We start from the raw sequence: 21615 nt of genomic DNA, 5'->3' as shown, positions 1-21615 counted from the left end.
GGAGTTATAAATTATGCATCTTCACCGTTATGAAAAATGGTGGCTAACCTTTGGGATTTCGTCCTTAGTTGCCTTCCTTGTCATTTTAGGGATTAGCGCCTTCCACCAAGGCCATCAGCCACCTAGTGCTAATGCTGTGATCAATCATGAGAAAGTAGAACAAATTAAACCTTTTGATAAACCAGGTTTAACGAAAGTAGAAGGAAAAGACTGGGACTATGAATTAGTCGTTCTGGCATCAGCCTTCTTCTATAACCCTGGCGAAGTTGAAATTCCTGCCGGTTCAAAAGTGAAAGTAATGGCTACAACAAAAGATGTCGTTCATGGATTTGAAGTGGCTGGCACGAATATTAATATGATGCTTGTTCCTGGTCATATCAATGAAATCGTTACCACATTTGATAAGCCTGGCGAATACCTTGTTGTTTGTAATGAATACTGTGGTACTGGTCACCACACAATGAAATCGATGTTTAAGGTGGTGGAAAAAGAATGAACAGCCCATTAGCAAAAGTTGATCGCCGCGATGCTAAGCTGGCAATGGCTCATATGTATGTGGCATTTGCAGCCCTTGCACTAGGTGGACTCGCTGGTTTACTGCAAGTGTTAGTCCGCTCTGGACGCTTTGAATTACCATTAAATATTGGCTATTATCAAGTATTAACGACCCATGGTGTATTACTCGGACTTGTATTAACAACATTCTTTATTCTTGGTTTCCAAACAGCTGGCGTCAGCCGTACAGCCGGTACCTTATCTAAAGGACAACGGTTAACAGGCTGGATTGGATTTTGGGTTATGTTAATTGGTACAGCTATGGCGGCTGCGATGATTTTATTAAACGAGGCCACTGTTTTATATACATTTTATGCTCCATTAAAAGCTCACTGGATTTTCTATCTTGGCTTAACCTTTGTTGTCGTTGGTAGCTGGTTAGTTGGCTTTGCTCAAGTGGCAAAATATATTTCTTGGCGCAAGCAAAACCCTGGCCAACCTGGACCGCTCTTTACCTTTATGGCTGTGATCAATGTGATTCTTTGGTTCGTAGCTACGCTCGGAGTAGCAGTTGAAGTCATCTTCCAATTACTCCCTTGGTCTTTAGGTTTAGTTGAGCGTGTAGATGTGCTCGTTAGTCGTACACTATTCTGGTATTTCGGACATCCACTCGTTTACTTCTGGTTACTTCCAGCGTATATGTGCTGGTATGTGATCATTCCGAAAATCGTTGGAGGAAAGATTTTCTCAGATTCATTAGCGCGTTTGTCTTTTATCTTATTCTTATTATTCTCTGTACCAGTTGGTTTCCACCATCAGTTGACAGAGCCGGGAATCAGCCCATTCTGGAAGTTCCTCCAAGTTGTTTTAACAATGATGGTTGTTATTCCATCACTCATGACAGCGTTTAGCTTATTTGCCACATTTGAATTGTATGGCCGTTCTCGCGGAGCCAAAGGATTATTTGACTGGTTTAAAATGCTTCCTTGGAAAGATGCTCGTTTCGCCGTTCCATTTATCGGTATGGTCGCGTTCATTCCTGCAGGAGCAGGTGGTATTGTTAACGCATCTAACCAAATGAACCAAGTGGTGCATAACACGATTTGGGTCACTGGACATTTTCATTTAACATTAGCTACTTCTGTTGTACTAACATTTTTCGGTATCGCTTACTGGCTCATCCCTCATTTAACAGGACGTGTACTAACGCCTGCGATGAATACATTAGCGATTGTTCAAGCGTTCACATGGGCACTAGGTATGACCATTATGTCAGCGGCTATGCATGCGGCCGGCTTACTAGGGGCACCACGTCGTTCATCCTTCTCCACTTATGGTGATGCGGCTCAAGCACTAGATTGGATTCCTTATCAAATTGCTCAAGCAGTTGGAGGAACCATTCTATTCTTAGGTATCATCTTAGTCTTAATCATCTTCGTGAACCTTGCTTGGTTTGCACCAAAAGGAGAAGAAGAATTCCCGATCGGCGAAGTAGCGGAAGGTGCGGAAAAAACACCAATGGTCTTCGAAAACTGGAAAATTTGGATTACAGTAACGGTCGCATTAATTTTGATCGCTTACACCATCCCAGTTATGGATATGTTCCAATACGGGCCAATCGGTTCTAAAGGATTTAAACTTTGGTAATATTCAAAGGCGGAAAGATCTATTGAACTTTCAAGCAAAAGAAATAAAAGCTGTAGAGCACATGCTCTACAGCTTTTATTTCTTTTTATACGGTACGTTGAATGATTCTCTCGCGTAATACGGATAATGATCGTCAGGCTCCTCTTCTTTCTTCGCCCATTTTGACATAATCACAAATAAAGCGATGCCATACGTCGTTAATTGAATTCCCTTTAAAAGCCCGCCTCCTAGCTGCTGGTCACCTAAAGCAGATAGGCTCGGGAGAATTTGCTGGCCTTCTTGATATAATGTGTAATGTGGGTGTCCTGAAGCGAGCAGAAAAATTCCAATTGGCAGAAGCAATAGCGATGCCAAAAAAATATAAAGCACGCGAACAGATTCTGAAAGCTTCGTCATTTCCGGCAGCGGCGTAATAATCGTCCACCACATAATAAAAGCAAACACCAGCAATGCTCCTTGGCAAACAACCACTAGGAATGAATGATCAATCATTCCATTAAAAATAGGTGGAGCAAAATAAGCCGATAATGAAATATTAAATAATAAGGCAGATGAGAATGGATGAGTGAGCCACTTCATCACTCTTCTTTTTTGATAGGACCAAAAATAAGAACGCAAAAAATCAACAGGCAAACTCATAATGCTAAGAGGCGGCACAATGAATAACATCACCATTAGCTGCAACACATGGGCACTAAATAGCTGGTCAGCACTCACAACAGCGATCGGACTTCCTTTAAATAAATAAAATAGCACAACTGCCGTGAAGAAAAAGAAGCGCTGCCGATTCGTTACTTTATATTTGCTCGTTAATTTTAAATATAATAACGATACCAATACAAGTATGATAAAAACGCCAACGCCCCAAAATTTGAACCAGCCGTAGTGAGAAATTAAATGGACGTTCACTATAAAAATAACCTCCTCACCAAAACAATAATCGATTCATTTCCTAATTATTCACTATAACAAAATATTCTAACTTTTTCACGAATAAATAGACCTATTATGAAGCAAAAGGATAAAGAGCGAAGACAACTAATCACTCCGCTCCATCCCTCTGTTCTATTGTTCTTTTCTCGGTGGACGTTTACCCCAATATTGATAATAGTCTGTTCGAATAAAACCGTTAAACAACTTCCGCTTTTTCGTAGCCGGCTTGCCGTAAAATTGTTCAAATCCTTCATGTGAGGTCATCATGTACACAGACCAAGTATCATATGGTGCTAGAGCTGCCCCCATCGCTTTGTACATTTGCTCTACTTCCGGACGATCCCCTAAGCGTTCTCCATATGGAGGATTCCCGACGATCACGCCATACTCTTTTGCTGTCGTAAAATCAGCGACATTCATTTGTTTAAATTCAATCAAATCACCAAGCCCTGCTTCAAAGGCATTCTCTCTAGCAATCTCAACCATGCGATGATCGATATCATAACCGGCGATATCGAGCGGTTGATCATAATTCGCTTTGTCTTCCACTTCAATTCTTGCTTGATCCCATACCGCTTGTTTCATCCATGGCCAGCTTTCAGATACAAAGTCACGATTGAAGCCTGGCGCAATGTTTTGGCCAATTAAAGCCGCTTCAATCGGAATCGTTCCTGAACCGCAAAACGGATCAACAAACGGACGGTCCGGATGCCAGTTCGTTAATTGAACAAGCGCTGCAGCTAGAGTTTCTTTTAACGGTGCGCCTCCTTGCGCAATCCGATATCCGCGTTTATGCAAGCCCGCGCCGCTCGTATCGATGGTTAGTGTAGCTTTATCTTTTAATAAAGCCACTTCAATTTTACAGAGCGGTCCTGATTCTTGTAGCCATGTTTGCACTTTATACTTCGATTTCAACCGTTCCACAATCGCTTTTTTCACGATTGCCTGACAATCAGATACGCTGAATAACGTCGATTTAACAGACTTACCTTGTACCGGAAATTCTGCATCTACCGGCAAATATTCCTCCCAAGGCAATGCTTTTGTCGCTTCAAACAATTGATCAAAAGTGGTTGCCTTAAATTCGCCAACGACAATCTTTAAGCGATCCGCTGTGCGCAGCCATAAATTACAGCGAGCAATCGCTTCTTCGTCTCCCTTAAAAATCACTTTACCATTTTCTGTTTGGCCTTCATAACCAAGTTGCTTTATTTCATTTGCTACAAGCGCTTCTAGCCCCATGGCTGCTGTAGCTACTAATGTATATGTCGCCATCGTTTCACCTGCACTTTGTAAATTCCCATTTACCTTTATTTTCGGTACATGTCACCTATGTATACAGTCTTTCACCACTAAATATTGTACGAAATAGAATAAAAGCCCTCCTATAATAGGAGAGCATGTGAAGTTAGTTTCCCAATAATAACGTTCTGTAAGCCATGTTTTGTTCCATCGTACTACAAGCGATCTGGGAGATCTTGTACTCCGGTGGCAATCATCTATCTCCGGATGCTTCCATTAGCATCCGGCCTTCTTATTGTTCATTTCCTTAAAGAAGGTGCCCCTACCTAAATTTGGGTTGCTCACTCGTGGGGTTTACCTCGTTCCACCTTTATAATTTCTTATAAAGCTACGTCACTGTGGCACTTTCAAGGTACTCATACCATATCTGACCGACTTAGGTATTTTCCCTGCCGTCAATCGGACTTTCACCGAACTGCCCTAGCTTATTTATTCACTAGGCACGAACACTACGGGCATCTCAGCACCGTGTGAGCATGGACTTTCCTCTACAGCCAAACGGCTGCAGCGATTACCCGAACGTTATTATTATCACCTGAATCATTATAGAGGAAAATCAAACTCATTGCAATGGTTCATTTTAATTCCCTCTTTTGGAAGCTTATTCATTGTATAGCTTGTCCCCAAAAACGTGTCTTTCTAAGTTGGATAAACGTTTTAAAATATCAAAGTTTGTCGATCCGGCTGTTGTTTGTGGAACCGGAGCTGGCTGTGAACGTGTCGTTGTTGTTTCACTTTGCTTCTTTAAACGCAGATTTTCTCGTTGCAGTTCTTCAATCGCTTGATGAAACACTTCATAGTCTTTAATAATTAGGTCAAGAAATTGATCGACTTCCTCTGGATGATAGCCTCTCATGGACGTTTTAAATTCTTTTTCTAAAATTTCTTTTGTCGTTAATTTTACTTTATCAGATAACATCTTCGTCATCACCTCAATATAGTGCAGCTGTTTTATTCATTTTTTCAAAAACAGCCTATTTTGTCAATTGAAACAGTCCTTATTCCCAGTCTAAATTATTTAATTGCTCTTCTTCAACAATGAGTTGAAGATCATAAAAGCCAATTTGCCAAATTTCATAGGAGTGCTGTTCTTTCCATTGTTTGGCCATACGATATAAGTATTGTGGCGAACCTTCTTTTTCCTCATCGTATAACACGAGAAGCCCTTCTGACTTTTGCAGCATCAATTGATTTTTATTTCTAAATTGCTGCGGATTCACATACGGCTGTTTAGAAACAGCAGCGACGAAATCCGCCCGACTGATTATCGTTTCATAATATGTACGGTTTTCCTCTTTCCAGCTTTTCTCTTGATCAAGAAAAGGCGTGAGAACAGCTAGCTTAATGTTTCTCTGTTCCTCTTGTAGCTCAAATACCACCTCTGCTGTCCAACATTCCACACCTAATTGTCCGCTGATTAGCACCCACTCAAGCCCTTCATCTACAAGCTGAAGCAGCTGCTGCCGAATCGCTTTCTTAATATAATCAACAGCTGGATCTTGCTGTTTAAACACGCCTATTTCATAAGGCTTATAGCCAGTGACCGCCCAAACAGACATAGACATCTTCCCCCTATACAATGATAAAAAGTAAGGGCTGCCCCTTACTTTTTATTTACAATTAATAGCCAAAAGGCGGTCTAGGACGACCTCCGCACATCTGTTGCTGATGTTGGGCATTTTGAACAAAGGACTCTGTATGCGGAAAATAATGCTGATGCTCAAACATTTGATGATGCACATTTGTTGTATGACTTGGATGAATATGTGGGACAATAATATTCTCAAACGTGTGGTTTTCACAGCATGTTGGCGGATGAACCACAGCTGGCATCACTCTAGGCGGTCTGCAAGGAAACATGTCGGCTCCCCCTTTCCTTTTCCTGTTTACATAAGCAGTGTATGACAGGACAAGGGGACATGTACTATTACAAACACCTATTTTACATAAAGCTATAAAAACTTGTTTTTAAATTCGTCATCACCAAGGCCGTCAAACAGACAAAAACAAAAAACAGAACAAATATTGCGCGATACACCGTCAATCCACCCCAAAAGTATTTTCTTAATATTTCTACATCCTTCTACATATTACTATCTTTTTTTCGGATATACAATAAATAGACAGTTGGAATTTGGGGAATTTAATAAGAAATTACTCATTTTTTGTATAAAAGCAAAGCGAGAGGATGATTATGGTTGGATACCCATTTTTCTCTCGATGCGTTTTATTCTTTTGGCGGCTTTTTCATTCGTTTCAGCTAGCATATTCGCTGCTTGTCGAGCATGCTTTAACGCCTTGTCATAATCTTTCGCTTGATGTTCATAGTATTTACTTAATTCGAGGTGAGCTTCTTTCTTACAGCGGTTCGAACCATAACGGCATACTTCACTCCATAACGGGATCGCTTCTGGCCATTGTTTCTTCCTTTTATAATGAAAAGCAAGGGCATGTTTCGCTTCGAATCCGATGACCGATGAATCCTGTACAAGCTGTGCATAGGCTTGTGTCGACTTTTCTTTCTCGCCAATATAATCTAGCCATTTCGCCACTTCTATGCGCTCTCGTTCTGTGCTTTCTTCGCTTTTTTGCAAAATCTGATGGCTCAAATGTGTATACAGCGTAATCAAGGTTAAAATATCTTTCTCATTATGTTCCATCACTTTCAAAATTCCTTGAGGATCTTTCCGTTCTAAATAATCAAAGTAGATCATCGGAGCTAAAAACCCTGGAACATCTTCTTGCCGCTCAATATTTAATACATGTTTCTCCACATTCACAAGCTTCACCGATTCTATCGTATGCTTCCACAGTCGTCTAGATGCATGAAATAAATCAAAATGACCAAACGTCGGTAGCTTTGGCACATGGTCACGAACAAGCGTATGTCTCGTTTTCACTTGCGGCCAATCAAAAGCCTTTCCGTTATACGTGACAAGAGTTGTATAATCAACGCGTTCAAGAAAACTGGCGTACAGCGCCACCTCATTCCCTGGCTCCGGCAAAAAATGCTGGCGCACGATTACTTGATCTTCTGCTAGCCGTGCATAACCGAGCAAAAAAACCGTATTACCTGCTCCTCCGCCAAGACCGGTCGTCTCCGTATCAAAGAAAAACAAATCATCCGCTTGCATCCCTTTGGCGGACAGAGGGTGATTCCCGTCCCAATCATTCCAATCTTTCACCACATTCTTTATTTCAATTAAAGAATAACGACCATGCTGATAACTAAGCGGATAACGAACCTCCCGAATGAAACAATGCTGTTCTCCAAGCACATAAGGAGTGATATGAGCATCGCCCCATCCTTCTATCGAAATAGTCCTTTCTTTTTCTACATTCACTTTAGGCTCTTCTTTAATTAAATGAGACTTCATTCGCTGAAGCTTATTGGATAAACTCATCTACTTCCCTCCTTCCCGTTTTAAAGGATACCTTTAACATTGAGCGAGCAATTGGACACTTCTTTGTTTTGCCTGAATACCTTCGATCTCCGTTCCAATACAGGAAGGACATCCATCCTCACAAGGGCAATGTTGAATTAAATGGATCGCTGCTTCTTTAATAGCATCAAAGCGTTTATATACTTCTTCCGCTAGCCCGATGCCACCCGGATAATGATCATACAAAAAGATCGTCGGCAACCCTGAATTTGTTGCTTTCACTTGCGATACGACATGAATATCTTTGCGGTCACACATCACATAGACGGGAACGATGTGTTGCAACACATTAGCGATACCTAACAATAGTTGCTCGAGCGTTTTTTCTGCAATCTCATCATCTGTTTCTGTTAGTTCGATCCACATGGCACTCGTATGCAATTCTTCTTCTGGAAGATGAATAGGGCCTGATCCGATATTCTCAAACGTGGTTAGTTTGATTTTCTTGAAAATCGTTGGGAGTATATTGATCGTCACATCTCCATAGTGAACGGCTGTCCGCTCTCTCTTTTTCGTTTGATCGATTTCTAGCAATTTCAGCTGCACCGCTAAATTCGCATCTGTGAAATATTCAACATCTACTTCCCTAACGTATGCCTTTTTATGTGCCCAATCTAGCTTTTCAACCTGGTACTGAACCCCTTCATGTAAATAAATCGCTTCATCATGTAATAAGGTCATCGCACTAAAACGGTCCATCTCACCAATGATTTTCACATTTCCTGTTTCTGACTGATCCACAATGACAACATTCTCTTGAGAAGCCGACCGTAAGCTAATCTCTCCTGCCGGAAATGACTGATTCGCCCAATAATAAGTGTCACCATTTTGATAAATCACGCGTTCTTCCGCTAAAAATTCCAAAATATCATGAACATCTAGTGATCCAAACGCCTCTCCTTTTTTAAATGGCAGCTCATAGGCCGCACATTTTAAATGATCAACTAAAATAATTAAATTATCGGGATTAATTCTAGCGGATTCAGGCGAACGCTCAAAAAAGTAAGACGGATGCTGCACAATATATTGATCAATCGGTGTTGAACTCGCGACCATAATAATCAATGCTTCCCCGTGCCGCCTTCCTGCTCTCCCAGCTTGTTGCCATGTGCTGGCCACACTGCCTGGGTAGCCGGTCATGATGCACACTTGCAGCTGTCCAATGTCGACTCCAAGCTCTAAGGCATTGGTGCTCACTACACCTAAAATGTCTCCTTCTCTTAAACCTTTTTCAATTTCTCGGCGCTGCTTTGGCAAATAGCCGCCGCGATATCCTCTAATCGATTTCGTGGCGATTTGATGCTTCACTAGCTCTTGTATATGGCTTAAAATAATTTCCACTCGCACTCGGCTTCTAGCGAAAACAATCGTCTGAATACGATTTTTAAGAAATTCCTTCGCTAATTGATTGACTTCAACAGTGGCGCTTTTGCGAATGTTTAATGGTTTGTTCACGACTGGCGGATTATAAAAGACAAAATGCTTTCTTCCTCTCGGTGCTCCATTATCATCAATTAAACGCATGGAGTTGCCTGTCAGCTGCTCCGCTAATTCTCTCGGATTGGCGATCGTTGCCGATGTGCAAATAAAGATCGGCTCACTTCCGTAAAATCGGCAAATCCTTTTTAATCGCTGAATCACATTAGCGACATGACTGCCAAACACCCCTCGATACGTATGAAGCTCATCAATCACGACATACTTTAAGTTTTCAAATAAACTCACCCATTTTGTATGATGAGGCAAAATCGCCGAGTGTAGCATATCTGGATTCGTAATAACAATATGTCCAGCTTTTCGTACGACTTGCCGAATAGCAGGCGAAGTATCTCCATCGTATGTATAACTTTTAATATCCATACCGATTTCATCGATCAGCTCATTCATTTCGCTTTTCTGGTCTTGCGCTAACGCTTTCGTCGGAAAAATATAAAGAGCTCGATTCGTCTCACTTTCCACAATCGATTGCAAAACCGGCAAGTTATAACATAACGTTTTTCCTGAAGCAGTCGGTGTAACGGCGACAATATTCTCTCCTTTTTGTACCGTTTCAAAAGCAGTCAGCTGATGACTGTACAGCTCACTAATCCCCCGTTTTTGCAAAGCAAACTTAATACGGGCATCAATACATTCAGGTATCGGCCTCGTCCTCGCCTCCTGAGGTTCGATTTCATGCCAGTGAAGAATATGTTCATTCTGCTTCAGCTCTTGAATGAGTTCTGAAAGTGATTTCTTACCGATCATATATTTCTGCCCCCTTTTATCTATGTAATAGTTTAGCGAATAAACGTTTGGTTTGCCAGTTGGAATTTATAACATGAAAATAGGACTCTGCTGGCTCGAAATCGCACTCAGTAGAAAATGAAGAAAACCGCAAAAGGATGAGCATCCTCATGCGGTTTTCTTCACACTTATACTTTCAACCATCCGCTGACACCTTTCACAATGCTGCCTAACTGTGAAACCGTATTCATCATCATTCCCGCTGTATCCAATGCTTTATTGATATTCAAGGAGCCATCTTCATTTTTAAATGATTGGATAAACATGTTACCCGTATTCTTTTGCTGGCCATAAGCAGGATATGGAGCAACAGGCATTGGCGAATAAGGCGGGTATTTTTGTTCAGGCATTTGTACTTGATACAAAGGATGATCAAATAACTGACCAGCAAATGAAGCTTGCGCTTGTGGATGAACAGCAGGATAAGAAGGACTATACGGGTGATACATATAATAATCAGGCCGAGGCGGCATCACTTCCCAAGGATTCATTCTTTCTCCCCCTATTTTACCGTTTATTCATATTATCGTATGAAACAGCAAAGGAAAAAGTGAGCATCAGCCCAACTCATTCAACAAACTATCAAGTAAAAAACTCGTCGATTCAATATAATTTTTAAACCGAGTATAACTTGTTTCTGGAAAGAACGCCTGAACAGATACAAGCTCTATATTTTCAACCACTGCCTCCACTTGCGGCGGATGGATATATTTAAAATCTCCCTGTTGAACAAAAGGACCTATTTCTTGTTGCCATTGTATGCATACTTCTCTTGCTCGATCAGCAAATGGCTTCACTTCTTGATAAAAATCACCTTTCTCTTTTGTCTTTCTTTTTTGAAGATAAATATCATTTGCTTCTGTGACGATATTCAGCAACTCTATTGTGAACACTTTTAGTTTCTCCATCAGACATACTCCTCTAGCTACAGCGCTTTCCTTATAGATGTACACATTCTATAAGTTTTTTTTCGAGACTTCAAGTAAAGGAGTCATAAAGGCTCATATGTCACTTTAAATGACTGAACCATTCGGTAGGAAGAAGGAGCGGACAAGAGATACTCTGCACCTTCTTCAAGGTGTTCCAGTCGTTCTAAAATGAGTTCTTTTTTTCTTAAGAGACGATTGCAATGAGCTTTATGCAAAATGCTCACACGCTTTTTCATTTCTTTCTCAATTTGCCCGACTGCCTGTTCAATCTCCATTAAAGTACGCAGTACCTCTTCTCTTGTCACGTTCACCACTCCTTTTCTTATAGTTCTTTCATTCTAAGGACAGGACTTTTAATTATGTAAGCTATATTCGGTCATCCATTCACCATCTCCTTCACACCTGACAAAACTAGTACTCATTCGGCAAAGAAAGAAGTTAGCTTACAACTAATATCCCGTATTTCGACAAAGTCCAAATACCTACTTTACATGAAGAAGCCAAAAGCCTTGAAATCAACATCCCCATTCCACAAAGCCTTTGGAAAAAATGCAGAATCTAAAAGAAGAGGGTATAATAGAATAAATGAGACGTGCTGAAGCTATCGCTGTTTTCGTGCGCTCTTTGAATGTTTCACAAAAACAAATGTTTTTCATGCGCCATAAATAAATTTTTCTGTTATGATATGTAATATCTTGTGAGGTGTATTCAATGGTGATAAAATATCCAAATGGAAAAAAGTATGCTCCACAGTCCCAGGCATTATCGATGCCCCCAAAATTGAAACAACAAAACTATAGTAACAGAGGAATGACGCTTGAGGAGGATTTAAACGAAACGAATAAGTATTATTTAGAGCGTGGGATGGCAGTGGTACACAAAAAGCCCACCCCCGTCCAGATTGTTCAAGTGGATTATCCAAAGAGAAGCGCAGCGGTCATTAAAGAAGCTTATTTTAAGCAAGCCTCAACAACTGATTACAACGGTGTGTATAGAGGAAAATATTTGGACTTTGAAGCGAAGGAGACAAGGAATGTAACCTCTTTTCCATTAAAAAATTTTCATGCCCATCAAATCGAGCATATGAAAATGGTGGAAAAGCAAAATGGGATCAGTTTTGTTATTCTTCGTTTTGCCTTGTCAGAGGAAATCTTTTATCTTCCGGCTGCTCACTTGTTTCACTTTTGGGACCGGATGAACAACGGTGGAAGAAAGTCGATTTCAAAATCAGAACTAGAAAGTGTCGCCTTTCAAATCCCATTAGGACTTCATCCACGGGTTCCCTATTTATCTATTATTAATCAACTGCACTTTTAATGCTAGCTTTGTGACACGCTGTTAGCACATTGCCTTAATAATTAGATAATAAAGATTAATTTAGGAGAGCAAGTTTGATTGCTTACTCCGTTTGAAAGCGAGGATATTAGACAAATGTCTGATCAATACAAATCACGTACAGAAAGACGAAAACAACAGAAAACAAGACGGCCGAAACAAGCAGCAACATCTGGAGCGAAAAGCAGTAAACGATCCATCGTAAAGAAAATATTCTTTACCCTTGTCGTTCTGATGTTCCTTTCTCTTGCTGCTGGCGTCGGCACATTTGCTTTTATGGTTAAAGATGCGCCTAACTTAGATGAGGCGTTGCTAAGAGACCCAATTGCGTCAAAAATTTACGATAAAGATGGAAAATATATTACAGCTGTCGGTTCAGAAAAACGGGACTACGTCAAATATGAAGATATCCCTCAAGTGGTCAGAGACGCAATTTTAGCGACAGAAGATGTGCGCTTTTTCGACCACCACGGCGTTGATATCATCCGCATCGGTGGTGCAGTGATCAGTAACTTTACAAATGGCTTCGGTTCTCAAGGAGCCAGCACCATCACCCAACAAGTAGTCAAAATGTCTTTCTTAAAACCTGAGAAGACGATAAAAAGGAAAGCACAAGAAGCTTGGCTTGCTTTCCAGCTGGAACGAAAATATTCCAAAGAAGAAATTTTTGAGATGTATGTTAACAAAGTGTATATGTCTGGCGGTATCCACGGTATTAAAACAGCATCTAACTATTATTTTGATAAAGAGTTAGATGAATTGACGCTAAACGAAGCGGCATTGCTCGCTGGTATGCCACAAAGTCCAAATAATTATAATCCATTTAAGCACCCTGACCGCGCTGATAAGCGAAAAAATGTGGTTCTGTCTCTAATGGAACAGCATGAGAAAATTACAAGTTCAGAAATGGCAACAGCTAAACAAGAGTCCATCACCGCTTACTTAACGGAGCCAAAAGAAACAGAGGATAAAAAATATAACTCTTTCATTGATATGGTTGTCGAAGAAGTACAGGAAATGGGCGAGTATAATCCTTACTCAGATGGCTTAAAGATTTATACGACACTAGATCAAGATGCTCAAGATTACATGGATAAACTGTTAGACACAGAAGATATCATTAACTATCCAAGCGATGATTTTCAAGCAGGAATTGCGCTGACAGATACGAAAACAGGTGAAGTGCGCGCGATTGGTGGCGGACGCAACCAAACAGTGGAACGAGGATATAATTATGCGGTCGACTTAAAACAGCGTCAGCCTGGTTCTGTTATTAAACCGTTAATTGATTACGGTCCTGCTATTGAGTATTTAAAATGGTCTACATATCAACAGCTCGATGACAGACCTTACTCCTATTCTAACGGAGCACCGATCCGCAATGCTGGTGGATCATATATGGGGCCTATTTCTATGAGAACAGCCCTTACTTACTCTCGCAATATACCAGCTCTGCAAACATATCAAGAAGTTGGACATGAAAAAGCAAATGAGTTTTTAGGAAATGTCGGCATTCGTTTAAGTAAAGAAGAGTCTGAGAATGAGTCAAACTCCATCGGTGCTATGAGCGGCATTTCTCCGCTAGACTTAGCAGGTGCCTATGCGGCATTTGGAAATGAAGGACAATACAATAAGCCGCATACCGTGAAGAAAATTGTGTTATCTGATGGGGAAACAGAAGTGAAAACGAATATTAAGCCGAAAGCCGCAATGAGCGATTATACGGCTTATATGATTACAGATATGCTCAAAGATGTATTAGACGAAGGAACGGGAAGAAAAGCGAATATTCCAGGGCTTCCTGTTGCTGGAAAAACAGGGACGACCAACTATACGGAGAAAGAGAAAAGCGAATTTGGTATTCCGGATAGCGGTTCACCAGACTCTTGGTTCGTCGGTTATACAACGAACTACACAGCGGCGATCTGGACAGGTTATCCAAGTAAAAAAGAGTATTTATCGACGGAAAGTCAGCAAATTTCAAAAGAGCTCTTTAAGTACTTAATGGAAGAAGTGTCTTCAGACGTTGAAACGAACAATTTCAAAAAGCCAAAAAGTGTCGTCGAATTACCAATTGTAAAAGGTTCGAACCCGCCAGCTATTGCTGGAAAAGGGACACCTGATAGCGAAAAAGTATATGAACTGTTCGTTAAAGGAGAAGAACCGAAAAAAGTATTTAATGATTTCAAAGAAAAAGAAGAAGAGAAAAAAGAAGAGACGAAAGGCGGAATCACAGGCTTAAGTGCCGCATATAATGCAGCCTCGCAGAGCATCTCTGTCTCTTGGTCCTTTAGTGGAGAAGGCACACCAAGCTTTACGGTCTCTTCAAATGGCGGCTCACAAGCAGTAAATGGGACATCCGCTGTCATTAGCAATGTACAGCCGGGACAAACATATAATATTAGTGTGACTGCGACTGTCAATGGCCAAGTAGTAGATACAGCTTCTACTTCTGTCACCGTACCAGGTGAAGCACAACCAGAAGAGCCTGAAACTCCACCTGTTGATCCAAACAATCCTGATGGAGAAAATCCTGATGGCAACAACAACGGTGGTGGTACTCCTCCAGACGGCGACAACAACAATGGTGGCGGTACTCCTCCAGACGGTGGCAACAACAACGGTGGTGGTACTCCTCCAGACGGTGGCAATAATAATGGCGGCGGTACTCCTCCTACCAGTGGTGGTAACACTGGTGGCGGTACTCCTCCTACCAGTGGCGGTAATAACGGCGGCGGTACTCCTCCTTCTGGCGGAAATACTCAGCAAGGGGAACCAACAGAAACATAAACACAAAAAAGGATGGTCATTTAACCATCCTTTTTTGTTTGTAAACTTATTTTTTATGGTTCCTTCTCAAATTATGTTTAGCCAATTGTTTTTGTTGTTCAATCATTAAAGCCTCTATTTGTCGATAAGCTTGATAAGAAAAAGGACGAGCAAGGATAAACGAAAGCCTCTCCTCCACATTCAACGGCTTAATGTTGAATAAAGCCACCTTTTCTTCCCAGCCATTTAAGACAACTGGCTTATGATTACTCCAAAATAAACTCATGAAAAATAAGGCCAGTGATGCCTTCATCATGGAATGTACGGCTTGGTCTTGCTCCTTAAATGTCGTCTCTATTAATGGCTGCAAGGATTGATAAGCCTCATCAACCATTTTTAAATAAAGAGAAGGATTTTCCCAAGGAACTTCATTTTCTTGAAGTTCATATATAAAATAAGGAGGGGTCTCTAAGCTAGCTGATCTAGGAACGATGACCGTCTCCGCTGGAAAAAACAAGGGATGCTTTAAGCTAGCTGGCACAATCACTTTGCTCATTAGCTAGCCTTCCTTTTCATCCGTTTCTTTCCTTCACGGCATAAATCCAGTAACGGACATTCTTCACATTTAGGAGATTGTGCCTTGCAATGATAGCGTCCGAAAAAAATGAGACGATGATGCGTCACCGACCACTCTTCTTTCGGAATTTTTTTCATTAATGTTTCTTCTACTTCTGTAACAGAATCCTTCCAGCGGCAAATACCTAATCGTTTACTAACTCGCTCTACATGGGTATCGACCGCAATGGCTGGTACACCGAAAGCAACAGATGCAACAACGTTCGCTGTTTTTCTACCAACACCAGGAAGTTTCACTAATTCACTTTGTGTTTGCGGCACTTCTCCATCCATTTCTTCAATCAGCATCTTACTTAATTTTTGAATATTTTTTGCTTTGTTACGATAAAGTCCAATCGAGCGAATATCCTGTTGCAGCTCTTCTAACGGAACAGCCAAGTAGTCTTGTGGCGTTTTATATTTTTGAAATAATTCCTTCGTCACCTTGTTCACTAAAGCATCTGTACATTGGGCGGATAAAGCGACAGCAATCACTAACTCAAACGGATTAGCATGCCGCAACTCACAATGTGCGTCCGGAAACATTTCGGCTATTTGGTCTAGACAATAACGAATTTGCTGTTTATTTAACAAAATGATTCTCCTCCCTTCTATTGTTCTAGCCAGTTATAAAAGTGAACAGCCTTTTTCGAGCGCTGTACTTGTTCAGGAGAAGACTGCTGTTTTCGAAATCGTTGTCCATAATCTCTCGCTTGTTCCAACGTTTCAATCCCTTGCTTTTTCCATTCAAATAAAATGCGGTCAATATAACGAAAGTTCATCTTTCCAGAAATGACTGCCTCTCGGAGAGCTGCTTTAATGATCACTGGATCATGGTGATCCTGATCAATCCAAATTGCTAGCGTTTCACATTCAAGTGGCGACAGAGGACGACCAAACTCCTGTTCAAAAAGCGTGTATAAGTCTTGCTCATCGCTCATCGTTTGCTGTAAAGCTGATTGTCTCGACTGCTGCAACATCGATTCAGCTAACTTCTTCCATAAAGGCTTTAACGAGTAGCTCTCATACCCCGTCGAATTACCTTGTTCAATTGTAATCAATTGATGCTGCATCAGTTTTTTTATTAAAACCGCACACTCGCTAGAAGAGATCGTCATTTGACTAGCTAACTCTTCAAATGTAGGAAAATGATGACCTTTTTGCTTAAAAGCAAAAATTTGCAATAACAACACCAGTTCGATTTCAGACACATTTAAGTTACGATAATGCATGAGCAGCACTTGAGGCACACTTATCATGCCTTCATCCATCCATTGCATTACTAATTCTTTTTGTTCCATTGTGTACACCTCATAGCTAGTATATCACGATAACGTGATAAAAATGAGAATTGACATTTACAAACATAGAAATACCGCGCTTCATCAGCGCGGTGATTTTCTATCCATATCATGAAACGATCCCCTAATCAGTCGACTACGCTTTTTTATTGTCCAGCTCCGCCTCCTAGACACTCGAGGCAAATAACCTGTCGCTTACAAGACTGTCGTCTTTCTAGCGCCAGAACATTTGCTTGTCGTGTCTGATCAGTCGGCTACGCTTTTTTATTGTCCAGCTCCGCCTCCTAGACACTCGAGGCAAATAACCTGTCGCTTACAAGACTGTCGTCTTTCTAGCGCCAGAACATTTGCTTGTCGTGTCTGATCAGTCGGCTACGCTTTTCTATTAAGGATATAGGCGATTTAGTAAGCGCGGGAATGGGATTGTTTCACGCACGTGCTCCACGCCGCTAATCCAGGCTACGGTACGCTCTAAGCCAAGACCGAAACCAGAGTGAGGGACAGAACCATATTGACGAAGTTCCGCATACCATTTATATGCTTCTGGGTCTAATTGATGTTCTTTTATTCTTTCATTGAGCAGTTCAAGATCATGAATACGCTCCGAGCCGCCGATGATTTCTCCATAACCTTCTGGTGCAATTAAGTCCGCACATAATACCACTTCTTCGCGATCTTTCGCTGGCTGCATATAAAACGGCTTTAATGTCGTAGGATAATGCGTAATAAAGACCGGTTTATCATAGCTTTCAGCGATCGCGGTTTCATGCGGGGCACCAAAGTCATCCCCCCATTGAATATCAGTGAAACCCTTTTCATGAAGGAACTTGATCGCTTCATCGTAAGTGATACGCGGGAATGGGGCTTGAATGTTTTCGAGCTTCGATGTATCCCGACCAAGGCGATCTAGTTCAAGACGACAATTTTTCAGCACAGATTGCACGATGTGAGACACATACTGCTCTTGAACTTGTAAGTTCTCTTCAAATTCACAAAATGCCATTTCCGGTTCAATCATCCAAAATTCAATTAAATGACGGCGTGTTTTAGACTTCTCCGCGCGGAACGTAGGACCGAAAGAAAATACCTTTCCAAGTGCCATCGCTGCTGCTTCCATATACAACTGGCCGCTTTGAGATAAATAAGCATCCTCATCAAAGTAACGTGTATGGAATAGTTCAGACGTTCCTTCTGGCGCACTTCCTGTTAAGATTGGAGGGTCCACTTTTGTAAAGCCATTCTCATTAAAAAACTCATATGTGGCACGAATAATTTCATTGCGGATTTTCATGACCGCATGCTGACGGCGAGAACGTAACCATAAATGGCGGTGATCCATTAAAAACTCTGTTCCGTGTTCTTTCGGTGTAATCGGATAATCCACTGCTTCTGCAATCACTTTGAGCCCAGTGACGGTTAGCTCATAGCCAAAAGGTGAGCGGTCATCTTCCTGCACCATCCCCGTGACATATATAGAAGACTCTTGTGTCAATGATTTCGCCCGTTGAAACAATTCTTCCCCTACTTCACTTTTCACAACGACTCCTTGAATAAAGCCCGTTCCATCACGAAGCTGTAAAAAAGCAATTTTTCCACTTGAACGTTTATTTGCTAACCAAGCACCAATCGTTACTTCTTGACCAACAAATTTGCCCACTTCTGCAATTGTTATTTTCATATGAGATTCCCTCCAACAACTTTCCTCTATTAATCGTCTAATATTATACCTGTCTTTTGCAAATAAGTGCAAGAAAGGAACATAGTACAAAACACCTTGACGATCGTCAAGGTGTTAAAAAGAAATTACATATGTTCTTTTACGTAAGTTGCCATACGTTCAACGGCTGCTTCTAATGCTTCTAAAGAAGTCGCATAAGATAAGCGAATGTTATCAGGCGAACCAAAGCCACTTCCCGGAATGACAGCCACTTTCGCTTCTTCAAGTAAAGCCGCTACAAATGCATCAACATCGGCAAAACCTGTTAATTTCGCTGCTTCCTTCACGTTCGGGAACAAGTAGAACGCTCCTTGCGGTTTTAAGCAAGAAAAACCAGGAATTTCATTTAATTTCGCATGAATCACATTTAAACGCTCTTCAAAAGCCTTCTTCATTTCTTCTACCGGTTCTTGCGTTCCTTCATATGCCGCGATGGAGCCATATTGAGAAGGTGCTGTCGGGTTAGAAGTAGAATGACTCGCTAAGTCCGTCATCGCCTTAATTACTTGCTCATTTCCAGCCGCGTAACCAATACGCCAGCCAGTCATGGAATGAGATTTGGACACTCCGTTAATAATGATTGTTTGCTCTTTTAATTCAGGGGAAAGCTCCGCAATGGATACATGCTTGTTGTCCCCGTATACAAGCTTTTCATAAATTTCATCTGAAATGATCCAGATGTTTTTGCGAAGAGCTACTTTTCCTAATGCTTGTAACTCTTCAGCTGTGTACAGCATACCTGTTGGGTTGCTTGGTGAGTTAATGATCACTGCTTTTGTTTTCTCAGTGATCGCTGCTTCAAGCTGCTCCGGTGAAATTTTGAATTGGTTTTCTTCCTTGCCTTCGATATAAACAGGCTTTCCGTCTGCTAGTTTCACTTGTTCTGGATAGCTCACCCAGTAAGGAGTTGGAATGATCACTTCATCATCTTTATCCAAAATGACTTGGAATAATGTATATAAAGCATGCTTTGCTCCGATTGTAACGATAATTTCACTGCGCTTATATGTAATTCCTTGATCCTTTTGAAATTTAGCGATAATGGCATCTTTTAATTCAGGTAGTCCGCCAGCTGGCGTATATTTTGTTTGTCCTTTTTTCATGGACTCATAAGCCGCTTCAATAATATGTTCTGGTGTATTAAAATCTGGTTCTCCAGCACCAAGGCCAATGACATCAATGCCTTGTGCTTTCATTTCTTTTGCTTTCGCTGTAATTGCTAAAGTCGTTGAAGGAGTTAGCGCCTTCACTCTTTGTGCTAATTCGATGTCCATCAATAATTCCTCCACTCTTAAATATGTTTAATTTTCTTCCACCATTCTCCGTTGTCCGCTCGAAGATAATAATAGTTGACCTGATCATTTTTATCCAAAAACACGAGTTCCCATACTGGGCCGGGCTTCTCAATACCCAGTCGCGCAGAAAGCAACTTCTTGACTAATGGGTCATTTTCGAGCTTTTTCACTGCCTCTTCTTTTGAAATTCCCTTTGTAATATCTTTAGTAACCGGCTGTTTCTTTGTTTCTTTTGGTACAAATACAGCGAGCTGTTTGTTCTTATCGGTCTTCCCTATGACCGCATAATAGGTCTCTTTACTATTATATATATTAAAATCTACGACAGAGGTAATGGCGCTTTCTTGCTTAGCCACCGAGACAGCATACTCTTTCGCTTTTTCATGCGGCTTTTGTGCATGATTATACACACTTAGCAATAATGTACAAATAAGCAGGAGTGGGATTGCTGTGACTGCTAGCCATATCCATTTTTTCTTCATCTTCTGCCCTATGTACGATAAATCGTAAAGACGGCTTTATTTTGATCCTCTTGATCTAATGCCAGTCCAAACATTAAATTTTCCCGTTTTAATGTGCGGTTTAACGCATCGACGATTTTATACAAATCAGCATGGTTGTCAACCGTAACGGTAGATAATACTTCGATCTTACTTTCCATTTATTACTCCTCCTATTCTCACTTATTATACCAAGAAATCCGACATTCGCATCAATTAATTTGTTGAAAAATGCGAATTCTTTCAATCAGTAATTGTAAATACTTCATAGCCAATTTTGTTAAACTTGATCATCACAAGCCCGTGCTGCTTTGTGTAATATACATCAATCCACATCTGATGAAGCATTTCCATTAATTCCGATGCTGGGAGACTTTCTTTTTTCGTAAAAATAAGCGCGGTTTGAGGATCGATATGTTTTAGTAAACGATAGGACATACTATCATTTTGAGCAAAGTTTGGTATCTTAACAATATTAATATCTTTTAACTCTTCTTTTAACAAACTTTTCTCTGCTTGCTTGGAGGCTGATGACATCCATAAAAATTGCGAATGAAAGTGCTTGAGGGAAAAATCGATGCCTTCTTTTTGTCCACTGCCATTATACAAAATTTTCAGTTCTAATCCCGGCTGCAACTGTCTTACCTCACCCACGCGCATGTACTCTCCGTAAACATGCCGCAAATCATAACCGCTTTTTAAACGGACAATAAATGAATCAACTTCTTCTTGTTTTTCAGTAATGATGACTCCTGAAAGCTGATCAATTCCAAACTTTTTCATATACGAAAGAATAAGCGGACGGCTCTTTCTCGTACCTGTATTTATTAAATAATGATGTCCATCTGCCGTGTGCAAAAAAGCGGCTTCCCCGTCTGGCAACGGCAAAAAAGTGATCGCCAATTCATCTTCCTTTAAGTTCAAATCAATCGTTTCTGCTTGAACATTAGAACTGCTGCAAGCAATGGAAAGCGACAAACAAACAGCGAATAACATTCTCATTTTGGCTTCTCCCTTCTTTACCGTTAGAGTATGTTATTCGCCTTAAAAT

At 40.9% G+C, this 21615-nt stretch carries 22 protein-coding genes and 1 other RNA gene; 4 read left to right on the top strand and 19 right to left on the bottom strand.

The genetic code is table 11. The features are described from left to right. The first annotated feature begins 13 nt into the window (after window positions 1-13). Together IRB43_RS03075 and IRB43_RS03070 are read left to right on the top strand one after the other, a co-directional pair. Entirely contained in the window at window positions 14-496 is a 483-nt protein-coding gene (locus IRB43_RS03075) for a cytochrome c oxidase subunit II (protein ID WP_203361940.1), read from the top strand. Further along, window positions 493-2142 carry a b(o/a)3-type cytochrome-c oxidase subunit 1 gene (locus IRB43_RS03070; RefSeq protein ID WP_203361939.1) on the top strand — a complete coding sequence of 550 codons (1650 nt, stop codon included), beginning with the start codon at window positions 493-495 and terminating at the stop codon, window positions 2140-2142. The genes IRB43_RS03075 and IRB43_RS03070 overlap by 4 nt, the downstream gene beginning before the upstream one ends. A 75-nt stretch (window positions 2143-2217) precedes the next feature. Here the strand turns inward: IRB43_RS03070 and IRB43_RS03065 are convergent, their stop codons facing one another. From IRB43_RS03065 to IRB43_RS03015, 11 genes are all read right to left on the bottom strand, one after another. Then, window positions 2218-3051: a cytochrome c oxidase assembly protein gene (locus IRB43_RS03065; RefSeq protein ID WP_203361938.1), complete on the bottom strand. Its 834-nt coding sequence runs from the start codon at window positions 3049-3051 to the stop codon at window positions 2218-2220. A gap of 156 nt (window positions 3052-3207) precedes the next feature. Next, window positions 3208-4350, bottom strand: a complete 1143-nt coding sequence (locus IRB43_RS03060; RefSeq protein WP_203361937.1) for a THUMP domain-containing class I SAM-dependent RNA methyltransferase — start codon at window positions 4348-4350, stop codon at window positions 3208-3210. A 153-nt stretch (window positions 4351-4503) separates the two neighbouring features. Beyond that, window positions 4504-4900: RNase P RNA component class B (gene rnpB / locus IRB43_RS03055), an RNA gene on the bottom strand. 78 nt (window positions 4901-4978) lie between these two features. After that, the gene (gpsB, locus tag IRB43_RS03050) at window positions 4979-5296 is read right to left on the bottom strand and encodes a cell division regulator GpsB (protein ID WP_203361936.1); all 318 of its coding nucleotides are present in this window, start codon (window positions 5294-5296) and stop codon (window positions 4979-4981) included. 79 nt (window positions 5297-5375) lie between these two features. Then, a complete protein-coding gene (locus IRB43_RS03045) occupies window positions 5376-5936 on the bottom strand; it encodes an SLOG family protein (protein ID WP_203361935.1) in 561 nt (186 codons plus the stop codon). A 61-nt stretch (window positions 5937-5997) separates the two neighbouring features. Then, window positions 5998-6237 carry a CotD family spore coat protein gene (locus IRB43_RS03040; protein WP_203361934.1) on the bottom strand — a complete coding sequence of 80 codons (240 nt, stop codon included), beginning with the start codon at window positions 6235-6237 and terminating at the stop codon, window positions 5998-6000. Between the two features lie 332 nt (window positions 6238-6569). Further along, the gene (locus tag IRB43_RS03035; RefSeq protein WP_203361933.1) at window positions 6570-7781 is read right to left on the bottom strand and encodes a ribonuclease H-like domain-containing protein; all 1212 of its coding nucleotides are present in this window, start codon (window positions 7779-7781) and stop codon (window positions 6570-6572) included. 33 nt (window positions 7782-7814) lie between these two features. Beyond that, window positions 7815-10061, bottom strand: coding sequence for a DEAD/DEAH box helicase (locus IRB43_RS03030; RefSeq protein ID WP_203362006.1), 2247 nt, complete (start codon window positions 10059-10061; stop codon window positions 7815-7817). A 170-nt stretch (window positions 10062-10231) separates the two neighbouring features. Beyond that, window positions 10232-10594 (bottom strand): YppG family protein, encoded by a 363-nt coding sequence (locus tag IRB43_RS03025; RefSeq protein WP_203361932.1) that lies wholly within the window; start codon window positions 10592-10594, stop codon window positions 10232-10234. Window positions 10595-10660: 66 nt separating this feature from the next. Continuing rightward, complete coding sequence (locus tag IRB43_RS03020; RefSeq protein WP_203361931.1) at window positions 10661-11011, bottom strand: DUF1798 family protein; 351 nt, start codon at window positions 11009-11011, stop codon at window positions 10661-10663. A gap of 83 nt (window positions 11012-11094) precedes the next feature. Then, entirely contained in the window at window positions 11095-11337 is a 243-nt protein-coding gene (locus IRB43_RS03015) for a hypothetical protein (RefSeq protein ID WP_203361930.1), read from the bottom strand. A 406-nt stretch (window positions 11338-11743) separates the two neighbouring features. Between IRB43_RS03015 and recU the strand changes: the two genes are divergently transcribed. Further along, window positions 11744-12349, top strand: a complete 606-nt coding sequence (recU, locus tag IRB43_RS03010) for a Holliday junction resolvase RecU (RefSeq protein WP_203361929.1) — start codon at window positions 11744-11746, stop codon at window positions 12347-12349. 78 nt (window positions 12350-12427) lie between these two features. Next, complete coding sequence (locus IRB43_RS03005) at window positions 12428-15157, top strand: PBP1A family penicillin-binding protein (protein WP_238941749.1); 2730 nt, start codon at window positions 12428-12430, stop codon at window positions 15155-15157. A gap of 46 nt (window positions 15158-15203) precedes the next feature. Here the strand turns inward: IRB43_RS03005 and IRB43_RS03000 are convergent, their stop codons facing one another. From IRB43_RS03000 to IRB43_RS02965, 8 genes are all read right to left on the bottom strand, one after another. Then, window positions 15204-15692: a YpoC family protein gene (locus tag IRB43_RS03000; protein WP_203361928.1), complete on the bottom strand. Its 489-nt coding sequence runs from the start codon at window positions 15690-15692 to the stop codon at window positions 15204-15206. Then, entirely contained in the window at window positions 15692-16345 is a 654-nt protein-coding gene (gene nth, locus IRB43_RS02995; RefSeq protein WP_203361927.1) for an endonuclease III, read from the bottom strand. Before nth ends, IRB43_RS03000 begins: the two co-directional genes overlap by 1 nt. Window positions 16346-16362: 17 nt before the next feature. After that, window positions 16363-17052, bottom strand: coding sequence for a DnaD domain-containing protein (locus tag IRB43_RS02990; RefSeq protein WP_203361926.1), 690 nt, complete (start codon window positions 17050-17052; stop codon window positions 16363-16365). Between the two features lie 385 nt (window positions 17053-17437). Beyond that, window positions 17438-18730, bottom strand: a complete 1293-nt coding sequence (asnS, locus tag IRB43_RS02985; protein WP_203361925.1) for an asparagine--tRNA ligase — start codon at window positions 18728-18730, stop codon at window positions 17438-17440. 125 nt (window positions 18731-18855) lie between these two features. Next, entirely contained in the window at window positions 18856-20037 is a 1182-nt protein-coding gene (locus IRB43_RS02980; protein ID WP_203362004.1) for an aminotransferase class I/II-fold pyridoxal phosphate-dependent enzyme, read from the bottom strand. Window positions 20038-20060: 23 nt separating this feature from the next. Beyond that, entirely contained in the window at window positions 20061-20546 is a 486-nt protein-coding gene (locus tag IRB43_RS02975) for a cell wall elongation regulator TseB-like domain-containing protein (RefSeq protein WP_203361924.1), read from the bottom strand. Between the two features lie 8 nt (window positions 20547-20554). Then, window positions 20555-20725 (bottom strand): YpmA family protein, encoded by a 171-nt coding sequence (locus tag IRB43_RS02970; protein ID WP_203361923.1) that lies wholly within the window; start codon window positions 20723-20725, stop codon window positions 20555-20557. An 82-nt stretch (window positions 20726-20807) separates the two neighbouring features. Then, window positions 20808-21566: a ComEC/Rec2 family competence protein gene (locus IRB43_RS02965; RefSeq protein WP_203361922.1), complete on the bottom strand. Its 759-nt coding sequence runs from the start codon at window positions 21564-21566 to the stop codon at window positions 20808-20810. Window positions 21567-21615 lie beyond the last annotated feature (49 nt).

Origin of the sequence: Bacillus sp. REN10 (assembly GCF_016820555.1) — a bacterium.
Lineage (GTDB): Bacteria > Bacillota > Bacilli > Bacillales > Domibacillaceae > Bacillus_CE.
Note: the sequence above shows the minus strand (reverse complement) of the source record. Positions and strands in the feature narration are given on the sequence as shown.

Bases quoted from the DNA above. Each gene is read 5' to 3' on its own strand.
- IRB43_RS03040 (WP_203361934.1), bottom strand. From the start codon at position 6,237: ATGTTTCCTTGCAGACCGCCTAGAGTGATGCCAGCTGTGGTTCATCCG.
- gpsB (WP_203361936.1), bottom strand. From the start codon at position 5,296: ATGTTATCTGATAAAGTAAAATTAACGACAAAAGAAATTTTAGAAAAA.
- IRB43_RS03045 (WP_203361935.1), bottom strand. From the start codon at position 5,936: ATGTCTGTTTGGGCGGTCACTGGCTATAAGCCTTATGAAATAGGCGTG.
- recU (WP_203361929.1), top strand. From the start codon at position 11,744: ATGGTGATAAAATATCCAAATGGAAAAAAGTATGCTCCACAGTCCCAG.
- IRB43_RS03025 (WP_203361932.1), bottom strand. From the start codon at position 10,594: ATGAATCCTTGGGAAGTGATGCCGCCTCGGCCTGATTATTATATGTAT.
- IRB43_RS03070 (WP_203361939.1), top strand. From the start codon at position 493: ATGAACAGCCCATTAGCAAAAGTTGATCGCCGCGATGCTAAGCTGGCA.
- IRB43_RS02975 (WP_203361924.1), bottom strand. From the start codon at position 20,546: ATGAAGAAAAAATGGATATGGCTAGCAGTCACAGCAATCCCACTCCTG.
- IRB43_RS03035 (WP_203361933.1), bottom strand. From the start codon at position 7,781: ATGAGTTTATCCAATAAGCTTCAGCGAATGAAGTCTCATTTAATTAAA.
- IRB43_RS03060 (WP_203361937.1), bottom strand. From the start codon at position 4,350: ATGGCGACATATACATTAGTAGCTACAGCAGCCATGGGGCTAGAAGCG.
- asnS (WP_203361925.1), bottom strand. From the start codon at position 18,730: ATGAAAATAACAATTGCAGAAGTGGGCAAATTTGTTGGTCAAGAAGTA.
- IRB43_RS02965 (WP_203361922.1), bottom strand. From the start codon at position 21,566: ATGAGAATGTTATTCGCTGTTTGTTTGTCGCTTTCCATTGCTTGCAGC.
- IRB43_RS03075 (WP_203361940.1), top strand. From the start codon at position 14: ATGCATCTTCACCGTTATGAAAAATGGTGGCTAACCTTTGGGATTTCG.
- IRB43_RS02970 (WP_203361923.1), bottom strand. From the start codon at position 20,725: ATGGAAAGTAAGATCGAAGTATTATCTACCGTTACGGTTGACAACCAT.
- IRB43_RS03020 (WP_203361931.1), bottom strand. From the start codon at position 11,011: ATGGAGAAACTAAAAGTGTTCACAATAGAGTTGCTGAATATCGTCACA.
- IRB43_RS03000 (WP_203361928.1), bottom strand. From the start codon at position 15,692: ATGAGCAAAGTGATTGTGCCAGCTAGCTTAAAGCATCCCTTGTTTTTT.
- IRB43_RS02990 (WP_203361926.1), bottom strand. From the start codon at position 17,052: ATGGAACAAAAAGAATTAGTAATGCAATGGATGGATGAAGGCATGATA.